General features: G+C 41.7%; 18 protein-coding genes. 10 read left to right on the plus strand and 8 right to left on the minus strand.

What is annotated here, in order from left to right:
* Positions 1-159 precede the first annotated feature (159 nt).
* The gene (gene asnA / locus ABMY41_RS18735) at positions 160-1,155 is read right to left on the minus strand and encodes an aspartate--ammonia ligase (protein ID WP_349275862.1); all 996 of its coding nucleotides are present in this window, start codon (positions 1,153-1,155) and stop codon (positions 160-162) included.
* A 197-nt stretch (positions 1,156-1,352) separates the two neighbouring features.
* Here asnA and asnC point away from each other — a divergent pair, with 197 nt between their 5' ends.
* The 3 genes from asnC to recG are packed head-to-tail and all read left to right on the plus strand — an operon-like array spanning position 1,353 to position 4,693.
* Entirely contained in the window at positions 1,353-1,811 is a 459-nt protein-coding gene (gene asnC, locus ABMY41_RS18740; protein ID WP_054554220.1) for a transcriptional regulator AsnC, read from the plus strand.
* Positions 1,812-1,855: 44 nt separating this feature from the next.
* A complete protein-coding gene (gene trmH / locus ABMY41_RS18745; RefSeq protein ID WP_248530178.1) occupies positions 1,856-2,572 on the plus strand; it encodes a tRNA (guanosine(18)-2'-O)-methyltransferase TrmH in 717 nt (238 codons plus the stop codon).
* Between the two features lie 39 nt (positions 2,573-2,611).
* A complete protein-coding gene (gene recG, locus ABMY41_RS18750) occupies positions 2,612-4,693 on the plus strand; it encodes an ATP-dependent DNA helicase RecG (RefSeq protein WP_349275865.1) in 2,082 nt (693 codons plus the stop codon).
* A gap of 102 nt (positions 4,694-4,795) precedes the next feature.
* On the opposite strand, the gene ABMY41_RS18755 is transcribed toward recG, so the two are convergent.
* Positions 4,796-5,728: a porin gene (locus ABMY41_RS18755; protein ID WP_349275867.1), complete on the minus strand. Its 933-nt coding sequence runs from the start codon at positions 5,726-5,728 to the stop codon at positions 4,796-4,798.
* A gap of 195 nt (positions 5,729-5,923) precedes the next feature.
* Positions 5,924-6,778: a LysR family transcriptional regulator gene (locus ABMY41_RS18760; RefSeq protein WP_054554216.1), complete on the minus strand. Its 855-nt coding sequence runs from the start codon at positions 6,776-6,778 to the stop codon at positions 5,924-5,926.
* Between the two features lie 90 nt (positions 6,779-6,868).
* Here ABMY41_RS18760 and ABMY41_RS18765 point away from each other — a divergent pair, with 90 nt between their 5' ends.
* The gene (locus ABMY41_RS18765) at positions 6,869-7,243 is read left to right on the plus strand and encodes a DUF413 domain-containing protein (RefSeq protein WP_054563414.1); all 375 of its coding nucleotides are present in this window, start codon (positions 6,869-6,871) and stop codon (positions 7,241-7,243) included.
* A gap of 78 nt (positions 7,244-7,321) precedes the next feature.
* Positions 7,322-8,557 carry a diguanylate cyclase gene (locus ABMY41_RS18770; RefSeq protein ID WP_349275869.1) on the plus strand — a complete coding sequence of 412 codons (1,236 nt, stop codon included), beginning with the start codon at positions 7,322-7,324 and terminating at the stop codon, positions 8,555-8,557.
* 2 nt (positions 8,558-8,559) lie between these two features.
* On the opposite strand, the gene rarD is transcribed toward ABMY41_RS18770, so the two are convergent.
* The gene (rarD, locus tag ABMY41_RS18775; protein WP_349275870.1) at positions 8,560-9,483 is read right to left on the minus strand and encodes an EamA family transporter RarD; all 924 of its coding nucleotides are present in this window, start codon (positions 9,481-9,483) and stop codon (positions 8,560-8,562) included.
* A 225-nt stretch (positions 9,484-9,708) separates the two neighbouring features.
* Here rarD and recQ point away from each other — a divergent pair, with 225 nt between their 5' ends.
* From recQ to ABMY41_RS18795, 4 genes are all read left to right on the plus strand, one after another.
* Entirely contained in the window at positions 9,709-11,532 is a 1,824-nt protein-coding gene (recQ, locus tag ABMY41_RS18780) for a DNA helicase RecQ (protein ID WP_055021899.1), read from the plus strand.
* A 7-nt stretch (positions 11,533-11,539) separates the two neighbouring features.
* Positions 11,540-11,836 carry a DUF3630 family protein gene (locus ABMY41_RS18785; protein WP_055021898.1) on the plus strand — a complete coding sequence of 99 codons (297 nt, stop codon included), beginning with the start codon at positions 11,540-11,542 and terminating at the stop codon, positions 11,834-11,836.
* A gap of 67 nt (positions 11,837-11,903) precedes the next feature.
* Positions 11,904-13,619 (plus strand): BamA/TamA family outer membrane protein, encoded by a 1,716-nt coding sequence (locus ABMY41_RS18790; protein ID WP_175080414.1) that lies wholly within the window; start codon positions 11,904-11,906, stop codon positions 13,617-13,619.
* Positions 13,620-13,675: 56 nt separating this feature from the next.
* A complete protein-coding gene (locus ABMY41_RS18795; protein WP_220095053.1) occupies positions 13,676-14,236 on the plus strand; it encodes a mechanosensitive ion channel domain-containing protein in 561 nt (186 codons plus the stop codon).
* A gap of 341 nt (positions 14,237-14,577) precedes the next feature.
* On the opposite strand, the gene ABMY41_RS18800 is transcribed toward ABMY41_RS18795, so the two are convergent.
* The 3 genes from ABMY41_RS18800 to ABMY41_RS18810 are packed head-to-tail and all read right to left on the minus strand — an operon-like array spanning position 14,578 to position 17,070.
* Complete coding sequence (locus ABMY41_RS18800; protein ID WP_349275873.1) at positions 14,578-15,636, minus strand: succinylglutamate desuccinylase/aspartoacylase family protein; 1,059 nt, start codon at positions 15,634-15,636, stop codon at positions 14,578-14,580.
* Between the two features lie 46 nt (positions 15,637-15,682).
* Positions 15,683-16,588 carry a 30S ribosomal protein S6--L-glutamate ligase gene (rimK, locus tag ABMY41_RS18805; RefSeq protein ID WP_054563407.1) on the minus strand — a complete coding sequence of 302 codons (906 nt, stop codon included), beginning with the start codon at positions 16,586-16,588 and terminating at the stop codon, positions 15,683-15,685.
* 59 nt (positions 16,589-16,647) lie between these two features.
* Entirely contained in the window at positions 16,648-17,070 is a 423-nt protein-coding gene (locus ABMY41_RS18810; protein ID WP_054554208.1) for an ATP-dependent zinc protease, read from the minus strand.
* Between the two features lie 148 nt (positions 17,071-17,218).
* On the opposite strand from ABMY41_RS18810, the gene zntB reads away from it, so the two are divergent.
* Positions 17,219-18,190, plus strand: a complete 972-nt coding sequence (zntB, locus tag ABMY41_RS18815) for a zinc transporter ZntB (protein ID WP_054563406.1) — start codon at positions 17,219-17,221, stop codon at positions 18,188-18,190.
* A 160-nt stretch (positions 18,191-18,350) separates the two neighbouring features.
* Here zntB and ABMY41_RS18820 read toward each other — a convergent pair whose 3' ends face one another.
* Positions 18,351-18,878 (minus strand): DUF3800 domain-containing protein, encoded by a 528-nt coding sequence (locus ABMY41_RS18820; RefSeq protein ID WP_349275875.1) that lies wholly within the window; start codon positions 18,876-18,878, stop codon positions 18,351-18,353.
* Between the last annotated feature and the right edge of the window lie 99 nt (positions 18,879-18,977).

The raw sequence follows: 18,977 nt of genomic DNA on the forward strand, positions 1-18,977 counted from the left end.
GCTGAGACTATTTAAACTGCCACCAAGAAGAGAAGATAGGCGATACCCAAGAGCGATAAAGCCTAAGCCATCAAAGTACCCACATAAAAAAAGAAATGCCAGTCAGCTTAACTGACTGGCATTGGGCTTAAAGCCTCTTTTTACCAGGGTCATTACTCTTTAAAGAATTCCTTCCACTTGCTGTTTTAGCTGTTCAGGCCAAACACCAACTTGTACTTGCCCGATATGCTGTTTTTGTAACAGCAACATAGCGAGTCGTGATTGACCAATACCACCACCAATTGTTTGCGGAAATTTCTTCGCCAGTAGCTGTTTATGCCAATCAAACTCTAACCGAGCTTGGTCGCCTGTAATCGCTAATTGAGTAGCTAATGCATCAGGGCTTACACGAATGCCCATTGAAGAGATTTCAAATGCATCTTCAAGCAAAGGGTTCCAAACTAAAATATCACCGTTTAAGCCTGCAAATTTACTACAGGTTTGTGTTGACCAATCGTCATAATCCGGTGCTCGTACGTCATGAATTTTGCCATCTGCAAGTGTGCCGCCTATACCAATTAAAAATACCGCACCGTACTCTTGTGCTACCGCTTTTTCACGTTGTTTCGCAGTAAAGTCTGGATACATCTGACGTAGCTGTTCACTTTGTACAAAGGTGATTTGCTCTGGCAAAAACGGCGCTAAATCAAACTCGCTTGCGACAAAGCGTTCGGTTGCTTTAATCGCCTGATAAAGTGATGTCACGGTTTCTTTTAGCTTGTCTAAGGTACGTTCAGTGCTCTCGCAAATCACTTTTTCCCAGTCCCATTGGTCAACATATACCGAGTGAATTGGGCTTAAAGATTCTTCATCTGGGCGAAGCGCCTTCATGTGCGTATAAAGTCCTTCACCTACCGAAAAATCGTAATCAGCCAAGGTTTTGCGTTTCCACTTAGCTAATGAATGGACTACTTCAAATTGGCTACCCGGAATTGTTTTCACTGCTACCGATACAGCATTTTCAGTACCGCTTAAGTTATCTTGAATACCATCGCCTACTTTTGCCAAGATCGGCGCTTGTACTTCAACTAACCCTAATTGTTGTTCTAATTGGCTTGAAAAAAACTGTTTTACTTTACTAATTTGCTGCTGTTGCTGCAGGTAGTGTGAACTCATAATAATTGGCCTCATTCCCAGTTATTGTTACTTGCTTAATTAGAGAAACCAGCTGCTTGGCCCCTCCTGTTAAAACAATCCTCAACTAAACAAAGATAATTTTCAATAACCCGCAATAAAAAGAACTTAACATTGAAATTTTCATAAAAATAATGCTATAAAATTTATTGATTCAATAATTAACACTAATAAATACCATGGAAAATTATCAAATCGATAATCTCGATAAAAACATCCTTAATGCTTTAATGGAAAATGCGCGAACAGCGTATGCAGAACTCGCTAAACGCTTTGCAGTCAGTGCCGGAACTATTCATGTTCGGGTCGAAAAGATGAAACAAGCGGGAATTATTACAGGCACCCAAGTCAGTATTGATGCCAAACAGCTTGGTTACGATGTTTGCTGTTTTATTGGTATTAACCTCAACAATGCACGTGATTACCCACAAACTTTACTGCATTTAAAAGAACTAGAAGAGGTTGTCGAAGCCTATTACACCACAGGTAATTACAGTATATTTATCAAAGTGATGGCACGCTCAATTGATCATCTACAAGATGTGTTAATTAACAAAATACAAGCCATCGAAGCTATTCAGTCAACAGAAACGCTGATCTCATTACAAAACCCAATTAGCCGTGCTGTTGTTCCCTAGGGTATAATCAGCGCCAATTAGAATCCGTCAACGAGCACACAACTATGGATACAACTCGCTTTGAGCGTGTTAAGCGCGTGTTAGACCGCCGCCAAACGGACCTAACGGTTTGTTTAGAAGAAGTACATAAGCATCATAATTTATCGGCCATTGCCCGCACAGCTGACGCGACTGGCTGCCATCACGTACATGCTGTATGGCCAGAGAATCAAAAATGGTTAACTAACAATACCTCAGGTGGTAGTAAAAACTGGTTAGAAACTCACTTGCATCGCAATATCGATGAAGCTGTAGCCATGATGCGTGCACAAAATCCTGAAGTACAAATTTTAGCAACTCATCTCAGCGACGATGCTGTCGACTTTCGTGAAATTGATTACACCAAACCGACGGCTGTTATTGTTGGCCAAGAACGTGATGGTATTTCACCACGCGCCCTCGCTCATGCTGATAAAAATATCATTATCCCAATGCAAGGAATGGTGCAATCTCTTAATGTATCTGTTGCTGCGGCACTTATTCTATTTGAAGCACAGCGTCAACGTGAAGAAGCCGGACTTTATAACCGCGATATGCTTGATGCGAAAATTAAGCACCGTATCTTGTTTGAAGGCTGCCACCCTATCATTGCTGAACAATGCCGTGAAAAAGAGCTACCGTACCCTGAGCTTGATGAAAGTGGTGAAATTGTTGCTGATGAAACGTTCTGGAACATTTTAAAACACACGCAACCGCTTGAAGCCACTAACGAGTGCAAGTAAACTGAAAAACAGTCTACTAATTAATAATTTGAGTCACCTTTGAGTCATCCTAGCTTAGCGTTATACCCAATTACAGAATTAAAAGGCGTCGGCCCGAAAATGGCCGAGCGCCTTGCTAAGCTAAATATTCATACGGTGCAAGACATGCTGTTTCATTTGCCTCACCGCTATGAAGACCGCACCCGCATTCACCCAATCTGCGAACTCCAACCGCATAGCCATGTTAGTGTTGAAGCCACCATTGAAACCAGCCAAATTACCTTTGGAAAAAGGCGCATTTTGGTTTGCCAAGTAAATGATGGCACGGGCCGTTTAACGCTCAGGTTTTTTAACTTTAGCGCAGCTCAAAAAAATGCTTTAAGTACAGGTAAAATCATTCGCTGCTTTGGTGAGATCCGCCGTGGTCGTGTTGGCTTTGAAATGACACACCCGGAATACAGCTTATCGGATACCCCTTCTGAGCAACCAACTAATACCACACTAACGCCAGTGTACCCTGTTACCGAAGGGCTAAAACAGTTATCTATTCGTGCACTTAGCGATCAAGCACTTGCACTATTAACTAAGTACCCTGTCGAAGAGTTACTGCCAGAACAGTTTCAACCGACCGGAATGCGTTTAGCCGATGCACTTATGACCTTACATCGCCCACAAAACGATGTTGATTTAACTGCCCTTGAACAAGGTATGCACCCTGCCCAGCAACGGCTAGTGTTTGAAGAGTTGCTTGCGCAAAACTTAAGCCTTTTAAAGCTGCGCCAAAAAGGGCAAACGGTAAAAGCGGTTGCTTTAAAGCCTCATAACCAACTTGAGCAACAGTTTTTAGCTAATTTAGCCTTTAGCCCAACTAACGCGCAAAGTCGTGTGGTGGCAGAAATCAAAGGTGACTTACAACACCCGTTTCCGATGATGCGCCTAGTACAAGGCGATGTAGGCTCTGGTAAAACCTTAGTTGCAGCACTCAGCGCGCTCACCGCGATAAGCGAAGGCTATCAAGTAGCGCTAATGGCACCAACAGAGATTTTATCAGAGCAACATGGTATCAACTTTAGCCAATGGTTTAATCAACTCGGTGTTGAAGTCGCTTGGTTAGGTGGCAAAAGTAAAGGTAAAGAGCGCACAGCGACTTTGGAAAAAATCGCCTCTGGGGAAGCACAAATGATTGTTGGCACCCACGCATTATTCCAAGAGCAGGTTGAGTTTAACAATCTCGTTTTAATTATTATTGATGAGCAACACCGCTTTGGTGTTCATCAGCGCTTATCACTGCGCGAAAAAGGCCGCTTTGGTGATTGTTACCCGCATCAATTAGTGATGACAGCAACACCTATCCCGCGAACGCTAGCAATGACAGCCTACGCTGACTTAGAAACCTCAGTGATTGATGAGTTACCACCCGGTAGAACACCTATTACAACGGTGGCTATTCCTGATGCACGTCGAGACGAAATCATTCAACGTGTGAGAACAGCGTGTACAGAGCAAGGTCGTCAAGTGTATTGGGTTTGCACCTTGATTGATGAATCTGAAGTACTGCAATGCCAAGCCGCGGAAGATAGCGCAGAGCAATTAAAAGCGGCATTGCCAGAGCTAAACGTTGGCTTAGTGCATGGCCGGATGAAAGCCGCCGAAAAACAAGCTATTATGAGTGAGTTTAAAGCAGGTAATATTCATGTACTCGTTGCCACAACGGTGATTGAAGTAGGTGTTGATGTGCCTAATGCCAGCCTTATCATTATTGAAAACCCTGAGCGGTTAGGCCTTGCACAACTCCACCAGCTACGCGGCCGTGTTGGTCGTGGGGCAACGGCATCACACTGTGTTTTACTTTATCATGCGCCATTATCAGCGACGGCTCAAAAGCGCTTAGGTGTACTGCGTGAAAGTAATGATGGCTTTGTTATCGCTGAGCGAGATCTCGAAATCCGTGGCCCTGGTGAAGTACTTGGTACCAAACAAACAGGCCTAGCCGAATTTAAAATCGCCGACTTAAACCGCGATAAACAAACACTCGACCATGTAAGACCAATTGCCTTCAAAATTTTGAACGACTATCCAGCGCTTACCGATAAATTGATTCAACGTTGGCTTGCTGGCAAATCAAACTACGCACAGGCTTGATCGCAAATCAAAGCGCTATCTGATTTATAAATTTTCTACTAGAACAAAAAAGCCCAGCTAATTAGCTGGGCTGACAAGTTAGGGAGTTATCCAAAGGTTGGATTAGAACTTGTATTCAATACCAACACCTAGGTAGTCTTGGTCAACTTGATTGTCTGTATCAAACGTTGAGTAGAAACCAAATACTTTGGTGTTTTTGCTAAGCTTGTGATCAACACCTGCAGAGATAGCTGTTTTCTTATCGCCTTCATCAAAGTCAATTACTTGGTACTGTACTTTGAACGTGTTGCTATTCATTTGGTAAGCAGCATTTACTAAGTAACCATCAGCTTCTGCACTACCATCCACTTTTTCTTGTGTTTGGTACATAGCACCTAGTTTAAAGTCACCTAGTTTACCTTGTACTGTTGCACGAACAATATCGTAGCCTTTTACTTCGCTGTCAGCTGCAACTGATGCATAAAGTTTGCTTTCTTTAAGTTTTGCATCGCCGTAAGTTAACGCTACTGAGTAACCGTTATCAGCATCTACATCATCTTCAGCTACATAAGTTGCTAATACTTTGAAGCCACTGAAGTCTTTAGAAGCATAAGAAATTGTGTCGCCTAAACGGTTTTCACCTTTAAATGCGTTCTTGATATCACCTTCAAGGTCATTGAATAAATCAACTTTACCTTGAGACTGCTTCATTGCTGTATCGTTACGACCGATAACAACTTGACCAAAGCTACCTTTAACACCCACGTATTGGTTACGTGCAGTGATGTTATCGTCATTGTCGCCTTTTGAATCAGCGTCAGATACGTCTACACCAAACTCAAATTTATAAACAGCTTCTAAACCTTCAGAAATTTTTTCTGAACCTTTTAAGCCAAAACGTGAGTTATTGCTTTTAATTTCAGTGAAAGACCCTTCGCCATCATCTGATGATTGAACAGTCACGTTTGCTTTACCATATACATCTGCATCAGCTAATGCAGAAAAAGATAAACCACCAAATAAAGCTAGGAATAAGCTAGACTTTGCAAATTTCATGTCGTTTCCTCAATAATCGCAACAAAAACACATGTTGTGTTTCAATGCGCGCAGTGTGACAGCGAAAAATGACAGAAAGATGACAATTGAAATAAAAGCGTCAATTTAGCTTCATAAAATGTAATTATTTTTGAAATAAAAACGTAACCTGCTGTTGAAGCATTAAATTTTTATGAAAGCTAAATTAAATTAATTTTAAGCTTTTATTTGTAGTTCAGTTAATAAGGTCACTAACTTCTCTAATAAAGGAGTTTGTTCGTTATCTCTGTGGTAAGCAACAAACACATCGCGCGAGGTATGCGCAACATCTTCAACATGATAAAGCTCACCAGATTTAAGCTGCTCTTCAACTAATAACTGAGGAATAAACGCGCTACCGCCGCATTTCAAAATTAAATCAAGCGCAATACGACCTGTACTGGTTCTAAAATAAGGAGGAGCGTGGCCGTTAAACTCACGAGCATGCCATAAAGAAAAGGTGGTCCCCCAGTCGACATAAACATATTGGTTATCGAAAAAGTTTTCACTATTTGCAGTTTCAAAGGCGCTCACAGGAATAATGGGTAGCTCACAAATTCGCTGTACAACCAGTTCATCTACTTTAGGAGGATCGAACAACACCGCCAAATCTAATGTACGTTCCAATAATAAGCGAGTACTCTCTTGCTGTGCTTTGACTTCGGCAACTAACGACACACCCGGCATAGCAGAAACAATATTAGTAATACCAAACTGTAAAAATGCATCCCATATATTAGGTGTTCCCGCTAAGCTAATTTGCTTATGCATATTATCTGCAAGTGCCACATCAACTTTTGCGCGCTGCATACCCGTAATGATCATTTGTGCGTGTGGCAGTAGTCGCTCACCCGGCGCCGTTAACTGTATGTTGTTTCGTTGACGAATAAATAAGTTAACGCCTAAACCTTGCTCTAATTGTCGGATCCGAAAACTCACCGCAGACTGTGTAATATATAAATTTTCAGCTGCTTTACCGAAATGGCGTGTACGAACCACTTCAACAAAAGTCTTCAATAAATCGATATCCATTTTTTACCCTTACGATAAAAATAATTTGTTTAATAAAATCGACAACTTGATCCATACTCCAGCAAGAAATTAGGGCATGAGGATAAAGCCATGAGCAATGACATTTCATCACTTCGTCAGGCATTTGCAAGCCAACGTCAATTCTATGATGATCAAAATTTCCCACGCGGTTTTGGTCGTAGTGGTCACTTCACTTTGCTAGAAGCCGACATTCTCGAGCAGCATGGTGTTGTTCTAAAGGGTTTATACAACAAAACCCTAGAACCACAAAATGAATTTCAAACTCAATTTGTGCAAGTTGTTACCGGTAATCTTGAAGCGACCAATCCGATTGAGCGCGCTTGGATAAAATACCTTAAGCAAACAACCTGTAAAACCAAGTTTCACACATTATTTGGGCGCTCTCGCATTGCGACCTCAACACCACAAAGTGTTGAATATTATTCTGAGTCAGACAGCCTATAACAATTTGCTTTTTTACCCTTTTAGGGTTAAAACTTGAAATAACTTTTGTTTCGCCAATAAGTTATTACAAGGCAAGCTTTGACTCGAAGAATATTAATAATTGAAGATACGCCAACCATTGCGCAGGTGCAAAAGCACATCGCGCAAAAAGTTGGCTATGAAGCCGACATAGCCGGTAGCTTAGCTGAGGCAAAAGAGCTTATTAACAAGCACAGTTACTTTTGTGCCGTAGTAGATTTTATTCTGCCTGATGCGCCAAACGGTGAAGCAGTTCCTTGCACCATCGAAGCCGATATCCCGACCATTGTAATGACTGGCAACCTTGACGAAACAACACGTAATATCGTTGAAAAACACCCCATCATTGATTACATCACCAAAGAAAATAAACAAGCCTATCAATACCTAGAAAAACAACTGGCTCGCTTGCCTCGTAATGAGCAAATATTAGTATTAGTAGTCGATGATTCAGCGGCAACGCGCCACCATATTTACAACTTATTAACCCGTCATAAATACCAAACACTCGAAGCGGTTGATGGTGTCGACGCTTTAAAAGTACTGGCTGAAAACCCAAAAATATCGGTGATCATTACCGATAATGAAATGCCGAATATGAATGGGGATGAACTCTGTGTTGAAATTCGCCGTTTATACTCCAACGATGAAAAGGCCATAATCGGCATTTCTGCACTCGATACTCTGCATTTATCAACGCGCTTTTTGAAATCTGGCGCAGACGATTACCTTCGTAAGCCATTCAACAATGAAGAGTTTTATTGTCGGCTCAGCCAGAACGTCGACATGCTTGAAAACATTAAAACGATTCGTTTACAAGCAAACACTGATTACCTCACAAAACTCCCTAATCGCCGCTATTTCTTTGGTGAAGCAAACAGCCATCTAAAAGCTGCAAAAGTGTCAGATACCTCAGTCTCTTTAGCCATGATTGATGTTGACCACTTTAAGTCAATTAACGATAACTACGGTCATGATGCCGGCGATGACGTATTAAAGGGCCTATCGCAATGTATGGCGAAGTATTTTAAAGATAACTTAGTAGGCCGCTTTGGTGGTGAAGAGTTTGCAGTCTATTTTGCAGATCAAGACGCGCAAGAATCTCTGCAACGTTTAGAAAAATTCCGCTTATTTGTCGAAAAACACAGTCCTGAGTTCAGTAAAGACCATATCAAGTTTACACTGTCGATTGGTTTTCATAATGGGCCTGTTTATAGTTTGGATGAACTAATAAAACAGGCCGATTTAAAGCTTTATCAAGCAAAAGACACTGGACGCAATAAACTAGTAAGCTAAGCCTACACAGGCTTAGTTACCTCCTCTAATTGCGCCTTACGTTGCTTACGACTTTGGCGGTACGAATCCCAACTGAATAATGCCAAAGCGCTCCAAATACACGCAAACGTCACCACACGCTCAGCATCAAATACCTCACCATAAAAAGCCACCGCAAGCATAAACATTAAGCTTGGGCCAATGTATTGAAAAAAGCCAAGCGTACTGTATTGCAGGCGCTTTGCTGCACCGGTAAAACATAACAACGGTAAGGTTGTCACCACACCAGCACTAATGAGTAACACGTTAATGTGCCAATCGTTTGCAGTTAAATCAGAGCTTGCTGATGGCGTCATCAACCACCAGTAAATTAGCGCAACCGGTAATAAAATAAGTGCTTCGAGCAATAACCCTGGCAATGATTCGATTGGTAACTTTTTACGTAGTAGACCATAAATAGCAAACGATCCTGCTAATGAGAAAGCAACCACAGGGAATGAACCAAAACTCATAAGCTGTAGCAACACACCACAAAGCGCTAGACCTACCGCAACGCCTTGCCATTTACGCAGTCGCTCACCTAAAAACAACATACCCAATAACACGTTTAGTAGTGGGTTGATGTAATAACCTAAACTGGCATCGAGCATATGATTATTGTTCACAGCCCAAATAAATAACCCCCAGTTAAAGCCAAGTAAACTTGCTGTTATTACCAACATCAAAAGTAATTTAGGTTGTCCGAGTACAACGCGAATACGCTGCCATTGATGACGAGCAGCAATAATAAGAAGTAAAAATAACACCGACCAAATAACACGGTGCATTAAGATTTCAAACGCAGAAATCTGCTGTAGAAACTTAAAGTAAATGGGCGCAAGACCCCACATAAAAAAGGCTAAACAAGCGAAAATAACGCCTTTTCGCTGCTCAATGTTGGTAGGCATAAGTTTGGCTTTATAGTTTAAAAACGCTATTTTACGCCCCCTTAGCAGTGACGCAACCAAAACACGCTAAATAAACCCATGTATTTACTTCTTAAAAGGGACTGTCATTATTGCAAAGTAACGCCTTGATATTAAGCACCTGTGAAACGCTGAATTCTGCATCTTGAGGTCGTTTGGATATATTTCTACAGACATCGCCATAAAAAACCACTAAAATGCTCGGCGATGAATACCAATACCGCAATGTCCAACACACCCGTTCGATCACCACAAGCCGTACTCAAACAAGTGTTTGGTTACAAGGACTTTCGTGATGGCCAAGAAGCGATTATAGCCGCAGCGCTAGACGGACAAGACTCGCTTGTACTCCTACCAACGGGTGGAGGCAAATCTTTATGCTATCAAGTACCTGCTTTGATCCTTGATGGTGTGACTGTGGTTATCTCGCCGCTTATTTCCTTGATGCAAGACCAAGTTGCCCAACTAAGAGCACTCGGCGTGCAAGCGGCCTACATCAACAACAGCCTGCCTTTTGAAGAGCAGCAAGCTGTCTATCAGCAATTGCACTATGGGCAAATTAAGCTGTTATATGTTGCACCAGAAAAAGTACTGCAACACGAATTTTTAGAGCGCTTGAGTCATCTAAAACTCGCACTTTTTGCAATTGATGAAGCTCACTGTGTGTCGCATTGGGGTCATGACTTTAGGCCGCATTACTGTCGGCTCAACGAGTTAAAGCAACGCTTTATGCATGTGCCCATGATGGCACTTACAGCTACGGCAGATAAAGCAACTCGTTACGATATTATTGAACAGCTTCAGCTTAACCACCCTTACGTGCACACTGGTAGCTTCGATAGACCGAACATTCGTTACACCATAGAAGAAAAATTCAAACCTATGGTGCAACTGCTTCGATATTTAAAAGAGCAGCAAAATCAAAGTGGCATTATTTATTGCACCAGCCGCAAACGGGTTGATGATGTAGCCGAAAAACTTGCAGACGCCGGGTTCAATGCCGCCGCCTACCATGCGGGAATGAGTAACGAGCAACGCCAATTTGTGCAATCGGGCTTTGCCCGTGATGATATTCAAATTGTGGTTGCGACCGTTGCCTTTGGCATGGGGATTAATAAACCAAACGTACGTTTTGTGGTTCATTACGATATTCCAAAAAGCATCGAGGCTTACTATCAAGAAACTGGTCGTGCAGGTCGAGATGGCCTGGCTGCAGAAGCGATTATGTATTTTGATCCGGCTGATATAGGCCGCGTACGCCGCTTTTTTGAAGATATTGAAGACGAGCAACGTCGTCGTGTTGAAGAACAGCGCTTCAATGCCATGGCAAGCTTCGCCGAAGCACAAACATGCCGCAGACAAATCTTGCTCAATTATTTTAGTGAATATAAACGCGAAACCTGTGGTAACTGTGATATTTGCTTAAACCCACCTACTAGCTTTGATGGCACACTTGTAGCGCAACAAGCCTTGTCGTGTGTGTATCGTGCTGAGCAACGTTTTGGTATTGGCTATATCGTTGAGTTACTTCGTGGTGCAAACACTAGCCGCATTCGAGATAACAATCACCACCAGCTAAGCACCTATGGCATAGGTAAAGAGCACAGTGTAGAGTTTTGGCTAAGTATTTTAAGGCAGCTTATCCATCAAGGGTTATTAAGCCAAGATATTACCCAAGGTTCGTCATTACGCTTAACCGAAGCCGCCCGTGCAGTTCTTAAAAGTGAATATGCACTGCAACTTGCTGAACCTCGCTTACAAGCTAAGCACGTTTACCAAGATAAACTCGCTCAGTTTAATTACGATAAAAAGCTATTTGCGAAATTACGCGCTTTACGTAAAGAGTTGGCAGATGCCGATGATGTTCCACCTTATGTGGTATTCAATGATAAAACCCTCGCTGAAATGGCGCAGTTAATGCCAACCAACGACAGTGAGTTTTTGAAGGTGTCGGGTGTTGGTTTCACTAAACTCAATAAGTACGGCGCACCGTTTTTAAATACCATTCGCGACTATCTTGCCACCAATTAGGACTGCTATGACTGAACTAACCTATGATGCCGAGCATGAGATCATTCTTGTAACGTCGAGTGAGCTTCCACACGATGAAGACTTTGAGCTTTGGGCAACCCTTTTCTTACATGCTCCAGCCATAACAACTGCCGACTTTGATGCCGGTGCTGATCGTCATCAATTACGCTTTCACTTTACAGATCATAGTTTTAATCTAAACTTTGAACATTACAGTGAAAGTATTTGGATCAATGCTGAGGGCATAGAAGCCAGTGCTGCATTGCCACAACTTCATCAGTATTTAGTCGCGCAATTACAATAATAAGCTAGACATTTTCCCACGCTTAGTATGTAGTAGTTGCATAGGACATACTCAACTAAGGGTGTAAATGGGATTTAAGCAGTCGTACTTTGTTGCTAGGTTAATAACACTATTACCAGTCTGCATAGCAGCCAATGTTCATGCAGAGCAGTTATTTACTGACGATAGTAATTATTGTCAAAACCAACGTACGCTTAAATCACAAGATAATAACTTACGCCGCCAGCTCGATGCTGATAATCCACTACCCGATGCCGCTAATAACCGTAAAATAGTTTCTATTGAACTTGAACAGCTGAACGTATTTAACACTGAGCTTGAAGAAGAAAATAACTTTTTATTCCGCTTTGCCAATCGCGCTCACATGACTACAGAGCCAGAGGTAATACACAGCGTTTTATTGTTCGAAGAAGGTGATGTTTACAATCCACGTAAACTGCTAGAGTCAGAGCGATTACTGCGTAAACAAGGCTACTTATATGATGCGCGTATCAACGCAAAGCTCGATTGTGACGGCAACGTACATGTAAAAGTCATTACACGCGATCTGTGGACCCTACTGCCCGAAATAAGCTTTAGCCGCAGTGGTGGTGAGAATGAATCAAGCATTGGCTTTCGAGAATCTAACTTTTTAGGCTGGGGTAAACGAGTGTCGTTTAGTCGTACCCGTGATGCTGATCGTACTGGTTACCTGTTTGTGTATGACGATCCGCATATATTCTCTAGCCGTTATCAAGGCCGTTTAGAGTATTCAGATAACGATGACGGTAAACGTCATTATCTCGATGTAAGCTATCCTTTTTTCTCGATTGATACGCCGTACAGCTACGGTGTTACAAGTTACTCTGATCAACGCCGAGAGTCACTTTACTATCGCGGTGATGTAGTTAGTGAGTTTGAACAAAAAACCTTATTAAACCGCGCTTACTTTGGCCATTCATCACAACTTGGTAATAGTTGGACTCAACGTATTAAGCTTGGCATCGAAAACCGCGAAGAAACCTTTAAAGAAACACCATTCACGCGCTTTCCTATCGCTGAAGATAGAACGCTGAGTTACCCTTACGTTAGTGGCCAATGGTTTGAAGATCACTACGTTAAAGTTAGAAACTTCGATAGTATCTATCGTACTGAAGATTTAAACCTCGGTTGGAATATCCATGCCTTGCTCGGTTATTCGAGTGATGATTTTAGCGACGATGCCAGCCGTACTATTTATTCGTTATCTTTATCAAAAGCACATTACTCTGGAGATAACCAGTTATGGCGCTTTAAAGCAGACCTTGATGGCTACTGGAATGAAGAAACCGATGATGTTGAAAACCTATTCGCTAGCACGCAGCTACAATATTATCTCAATACCACACTAAGGCAAAGCTGGTATGCCAAAGTACGCTTACAATATGCTGAAAACCTCACTGCTGATAAACAACTCACTATTGGTGGTGAAAATGGCCTACGTGGTTACCCGCTTGACTACCAAGTAGGCGACCGCAGCTTTTTAGTGACTCTAGAAAAACGCTACTACTGGGAATATGACTTACTGCAATTGTTTAAAGTGGGTGGTGCCGCGTTTTATGATATTGGTAGAGCCTGGTATAACGACAAAGATAATGGTGCCAATGGTAACGTGCTACAAAATGTGGGTGTGGGCCTACGCTTAGCGCCAAGCCGTGCCAATGCAGGTACGGTTATCCACCTAGATATTGCCGCACCAATTAACAAACAAGATGACGATATTGACTCAGTGCAATGGCTAGTAACGGTTAAAAATACCTTTTAAAGTAGTGGTATTGTTAAGCTAAAATCAAAACGTAAAATATTAACTTAGGAACCCTTTTGAACTTCGTCGAATTCTTTAACGAGCAATATCATTTAATCGTGACTGTTATCGCGGTTTTGCTCTATCCATTACTGCGTAAAACCACCAAAAATCTGCTGTTAAAAGCAATTAAAGGCAAGGCTGATCCGCATCGCGAATACCGTGCGGAGTTGTTGCTGAATATTATTCTTGCCATTGTCATGCTGTGTTTAGTGTTGGTTTTTTGGGGCATAGAGCTACGCGGCTTATTAGTACTTGGCTCATCAATTTTTGCCATGTTAGGTGTCGCGCTTTTTGCCGCCTGGTCTTTACTAAGTAACCTAACAGCCTTCTTGTTGATGTTTATTCAAAACGATTGCCGCGTTGGCTTTTGGGTAAGAGTAATTGACGGTGCAAACTTCTTAGAAGGCCGCATTATCGAAATGGGCTTAATGAATGTTGTACTTGAGCATGTTGATGGTCACAAAGTGATTTACCCAAACAACATATTTGTTACCCGCCCTGTGATGGTGTTAAAGAACCCACCAACAGCGACTAAAGCGCCAACCATAAAACGTATTTTAGGCCCAAAAAAGTAACGGCTTAAAGTTAACGAGATACTTGCTAAAAAGGTGATCTTTTTCTGCTTCCATAGGCGATTAATATAAAACTAAATAGAATGACTAAAGGGTGAAATAACACAATGTGAACAACACTTTGCTCAGTAAAAAAGCCGTGCGTAAGTGAAATAGCAAGCGTGAATAAGCCTGTATAAAATAGCAATATTTTCATCTTTGATCCTTTAGTCATTCTTACGAAAATTAAGTAAGTAAAAAACTATAAACCTTGTACTTGCTCTAAGGTCAAGTAATAGGTCAGGACTGGTGGGTACAAAAAAGCCAAACAGGCAGTTTGGCTTTTTGAATTACAGAATAGGGTATTAGTTATTTAAATCTGCGGTTTTTAACTCGTCTTCAATATCACTTATTTCATCAATAAAGTTTTCGAGCTGTTGTTCAACTAGGCTATTTGCGTGAGCAAAGTAAGCAAGATGGAATACAGCATCCCCCTCGTTTACCAGCGGCATAGTTTGCTGACCAATGACAATACCACTTCGCGGCGCGAGTAGTTCAAGTTCAGCATCACCAAGTGGGTTGCTTATATAAGCTAGAACCTGCCCTTTCATTACTCGCTCACCCAGTGATACTTGTGCACGAACAATACCGTCAACTTCGGCACGTATCCAACTGGTCGAGCTTGCAATAATCGGCTCTGGTAGCTTTTTAGCACGTTTGCCGCGCACCATTTTTAAATGGCGCATCACATAGTCAACACCTTGCACACCTGCTGCAATGGCAATTGGATCAAAGCGCAGCGCTTCGCCGGCTTCGTAGGTAATAACGGGTATTCCTAAATTTGCCGCTTCACTGCGTAATGAACCATTGCGAAGTGACGCATCAATCACCGCAGGAGTGCCAAACGCTTTTGCCATGGCTGCTGTTGCAGGGTCGCTCAAATTAGCGCGAATTTGCGGCAAGTTAGTTCGGTGAATTGCCCCTGTGTGTAAATCAATAATATGCGTACAATGCATTGCCACTTGAGTAAAAAACGCATTCGCCATTCGCCCAGCTAACGAGCCACGCGTTGAGCCCGGAAAACTGCGGTTCATGTCACGGCGGTCTGGTAAGTAGCGTGACTTATGAATAAAGCCAAACACATTCACAATCGGTACCGCAATAATAGTACCGCGCAATTGCTCAGGATCGATTTTAGCAAGCAACTGCCTAACAACCTCAACACCATTGAGCTCATCACCGTGAATTGCAGCACACACCATTAATACAGGCCCTTGCTGCACACCATTGACGACTTCAATTGGAATATTTAACGGCGAGTGGGTGTAAAGCTTGGCAGCTTCAATCGCAAATGTTTTACGTTCGCCAACACCCACCGTATCGCCTAAAATTGAAAACGGTGTATTTTTCTTAACCTTAGCCACGCACTTTTCCTTTTAATAGAGCGCTTATTTTCCTATGGGTAAAGGTTTAACCTTTACCACGAGTTGCTGTTTTCTTTGATGCCGCTGTTTTTTCAATAAACTCGACAATCATGCCTGCAATGTCTTTACCGGTTGCAACTTCAATACCTTCAAGACCAGGTGATGAGTTAACCTCCATCACCAATGGACCACGTGCAGAGCGAAGTAAATCAACACCTGCTACGTTTAAACCCATCGCTTTAGCTGCTGCAACAGCGGTTTTTCTTTCTTCTGGAGTAATACGAACCAACGTCGCACTACCACCACGGTGTAAGTTAGAACGGAATTCACCTTCTTGCGCTTGACGCTTCATCGCGGCAATTACTTTATCGCCTAATACAAAGCAGCGAATATCAGCACCGCCCGCTTCTTTAATGTACTCTTGCACCATGATGTTGGCTTTTAAGCCCATAAACGCTTCAATTACACTTTCTGCAGCTTTACGTGTTTCAGCTAATACCACACCAATACCTTGCGTACCTTCAAGTAGCTTAATAACGACTGGCGTGCCACCCACCATGCTTAATAAGTCTTTTACATCATCTGGTTTACTTGCAAAGCCTGTCACTGGCATACCTACACCTTTACGCGAAAGTAGCTGTAGTGAACGTAACTTGTCGCGCGAACGAGTGATCGCCACAGATTCATTGACAGGGTATACCCCCATCATTTCAAACTGACGTAATACCGCACAGCCATAGAAAGTTACTGACGAACCAATACGCGGCACGATAGCATCAAAATCTTTTAAATTTTCACCACGGTAATGGATTTCTGGCTGCTCTGAATTGATGTTCATATAACAACGAAGTGCATCAATTACTTTCACTTCGTGGCCACGCTGCTCTGCGGCTTCAATTAAGCGACGTGTTGAATACAAATTTTGGTTGCGAGATAAAATACCAAGTTTCATAAGTTAAAAACCTTAACTGATAAACTCATACACGTAGCAACGTGTGATAAGTCCTTTTCCTATAATAAATGAGATAAAGCCGGATCAACGACTATGCGATTTTCCATTGCTGTACGCCCTAACAACATTCTAAACTTCATTGTTGAACGGTTACTTAAAGTCACCCTTACAGGCCAGCTTTGGGTTCCTGCGACTAATTTTGTTTCAATAAAGTAGCGTAGCTCACGCTGACCGCTTGAACTGGTCACATACTTACGCTCAACTACTTTGGCGCGACACTCTACCGTTGTTTCTACATCGTCTTGTAGAGGATGGGTAGTAAATTTCACCCATGCTTCGCCATTTTCTGAAAATTCCTCAATGTCAAAAGCATGAATACATGAAGTTCTCGCTCCGGTATCAACTTTTGCTTTGATTTTTTCTATTCCCAGTTCAGGCAGGCCAAGCCATTCTCGCCAGCCAACAATAATTTTTGCGCTCATTAATGTGCCCTCTTTAAAAAAGTGTCTTATACGCTACAGAGCTAGAAACACCAACGAAATATATTTATCCCCTCGATAAATCGATTTAATTGACGTAGCCTAAACTATAATCAACTATACCCCACTATTTGTAAAACGAGAGTTCAATATGATCAATGGGTTACTTCATGTCTTAATTTTAGACGAACAAGGCGGCGCACGTGCTATTGAAAATAGTACTGAGCTGCAAAATTGGCAACCCGAACACGGAAAACTTTGGGTGCACATGGACTACAGTCAAGCTGAAGCCGTTGACTGGCTTGAGCAAAGTAATTTATTAACTGATTACGAGCTTGAGTCCCTTATTGCCGATGAAACACGTCCGCGTTTAAGCAAAGTCACTAATGGTAATATGCTGTTTTTGCGTGGCGTTAATCTAAACCCTGCGCAAAGCCCAGAAGACATGGTCTCGTTACGCTTATTTATTAACGAAAATATTGTGATCACAACCCGTAAGCGCCGTTTATTATCGGTGCAGGATGTTGTTGAATCGTTCGATGGCAGCAATGGTCCTTGCTCAATCTCTGAGTTAGTTTGCCAATTGGCGCAAAACTTAACATCGCGTATGCAAGCTGTTATCGACAGTTTAGATGACACACTCGATGGTTTTGAAGATGAAATTGACGAGCCAAACAAAGGCTTTGATCATCAATCATTAGCGCAAATTCGCCGCCAAACAATCGCGTTAAAACGTTATTTAAGGCCACAAAAAGAAGCGCTTATTACTTTGTTAAACAACAAATATAAGTGGTTAGATGAAGACGATAAAGCACGCTTAAACGAAACAACCAATATGTTAATCCGTTATTTAGAAGAGCTAGATAGCTCAATTGAACGCGCGCAAATTATTCAACAAGCAATAACAAGCCAAGTATCTGAGCAACTAAACCAACGCATGTATGTGATGTCGGTAGTTGCTGCACTGTTTTTACCACTTGGCTTTTTAACTGGCTTACTAGGTGTAAACGTAGGCGGTATTCCGGGCACTGAAAGCCCTTACGCATTTAGCTTATTTATTATTTTCTTGGTGGTGCTAACCGTTGGGATTGGCATTTACTTTAAAAATAAGAAGTGGCTATAAAGCCCTATAAACTGCAAATAAGGTAAATAATTTGAGTTAATATAAATATTTCAAAAATACTTTAGGAATATTTATAACTCTTGACGATGTTGCATTATTTTACCATAATCACTATTAAATGGATTGAGCTATCTCGGTCGGCGTTTTAACCTCGATGGAATCATCGGGGTTTTTCGCTTTTTGGGTAGGGATAAATCTTCATTCCAAAATCTTCATAACCTTCCCCTAAACAGTTTCTGCCACCGCTACAGAAAAATTTTTTCTTTAAAATATTAAAAGCTCTATTAGGTTGTTCAGGTTTTAGTAGATTTAGGCCAATAGGACGCGCAACCAAATCTGCAAGTTGCAAACCTGATGACATCACTTTTTTATCTGAAAAAATGATTTCGAAAGGTAGTTTTCTTTTAAATTTATTATTCCCATCACAAACTCGCCGAAACTCAAGTTCTAACTCTTTATCTTCTTTGTTTCCGCGGCACTCTACTACAATATGTGTTTTCTTTTCATGCTGCTGTTTTTCGAAGAGCAATTCATATAACGATTCCATACACATACCTAGAGCAATATGATAAGCATTTTCTTCAGGGTTTAAACGCTTTATTTCACGCTTATCTATAGTCGTACTAATTAAAATAAAGTTACTAAATTCAATTATTTCAGGGCGTTGTTTCCTAAAAGTTTGAACTATCTTGCCAGCCTGTGATCAGATCATCTATATCCTACTAGCCTGTGCAACAACAATGAGCAAAATCACAAACTGGTCTCACTATAATCAAGCCCTCGTTAA

Origin of the sequence: Pseudoalteromonas sp. BZA4 (assembly GCF_040104395.1) — a bacterium.
GTDB lineage: Bacteria > Pseudomonadota > Gammaproteobacteria > Enterobacterales > Alteromonadaceae > Pseudoalteromonas.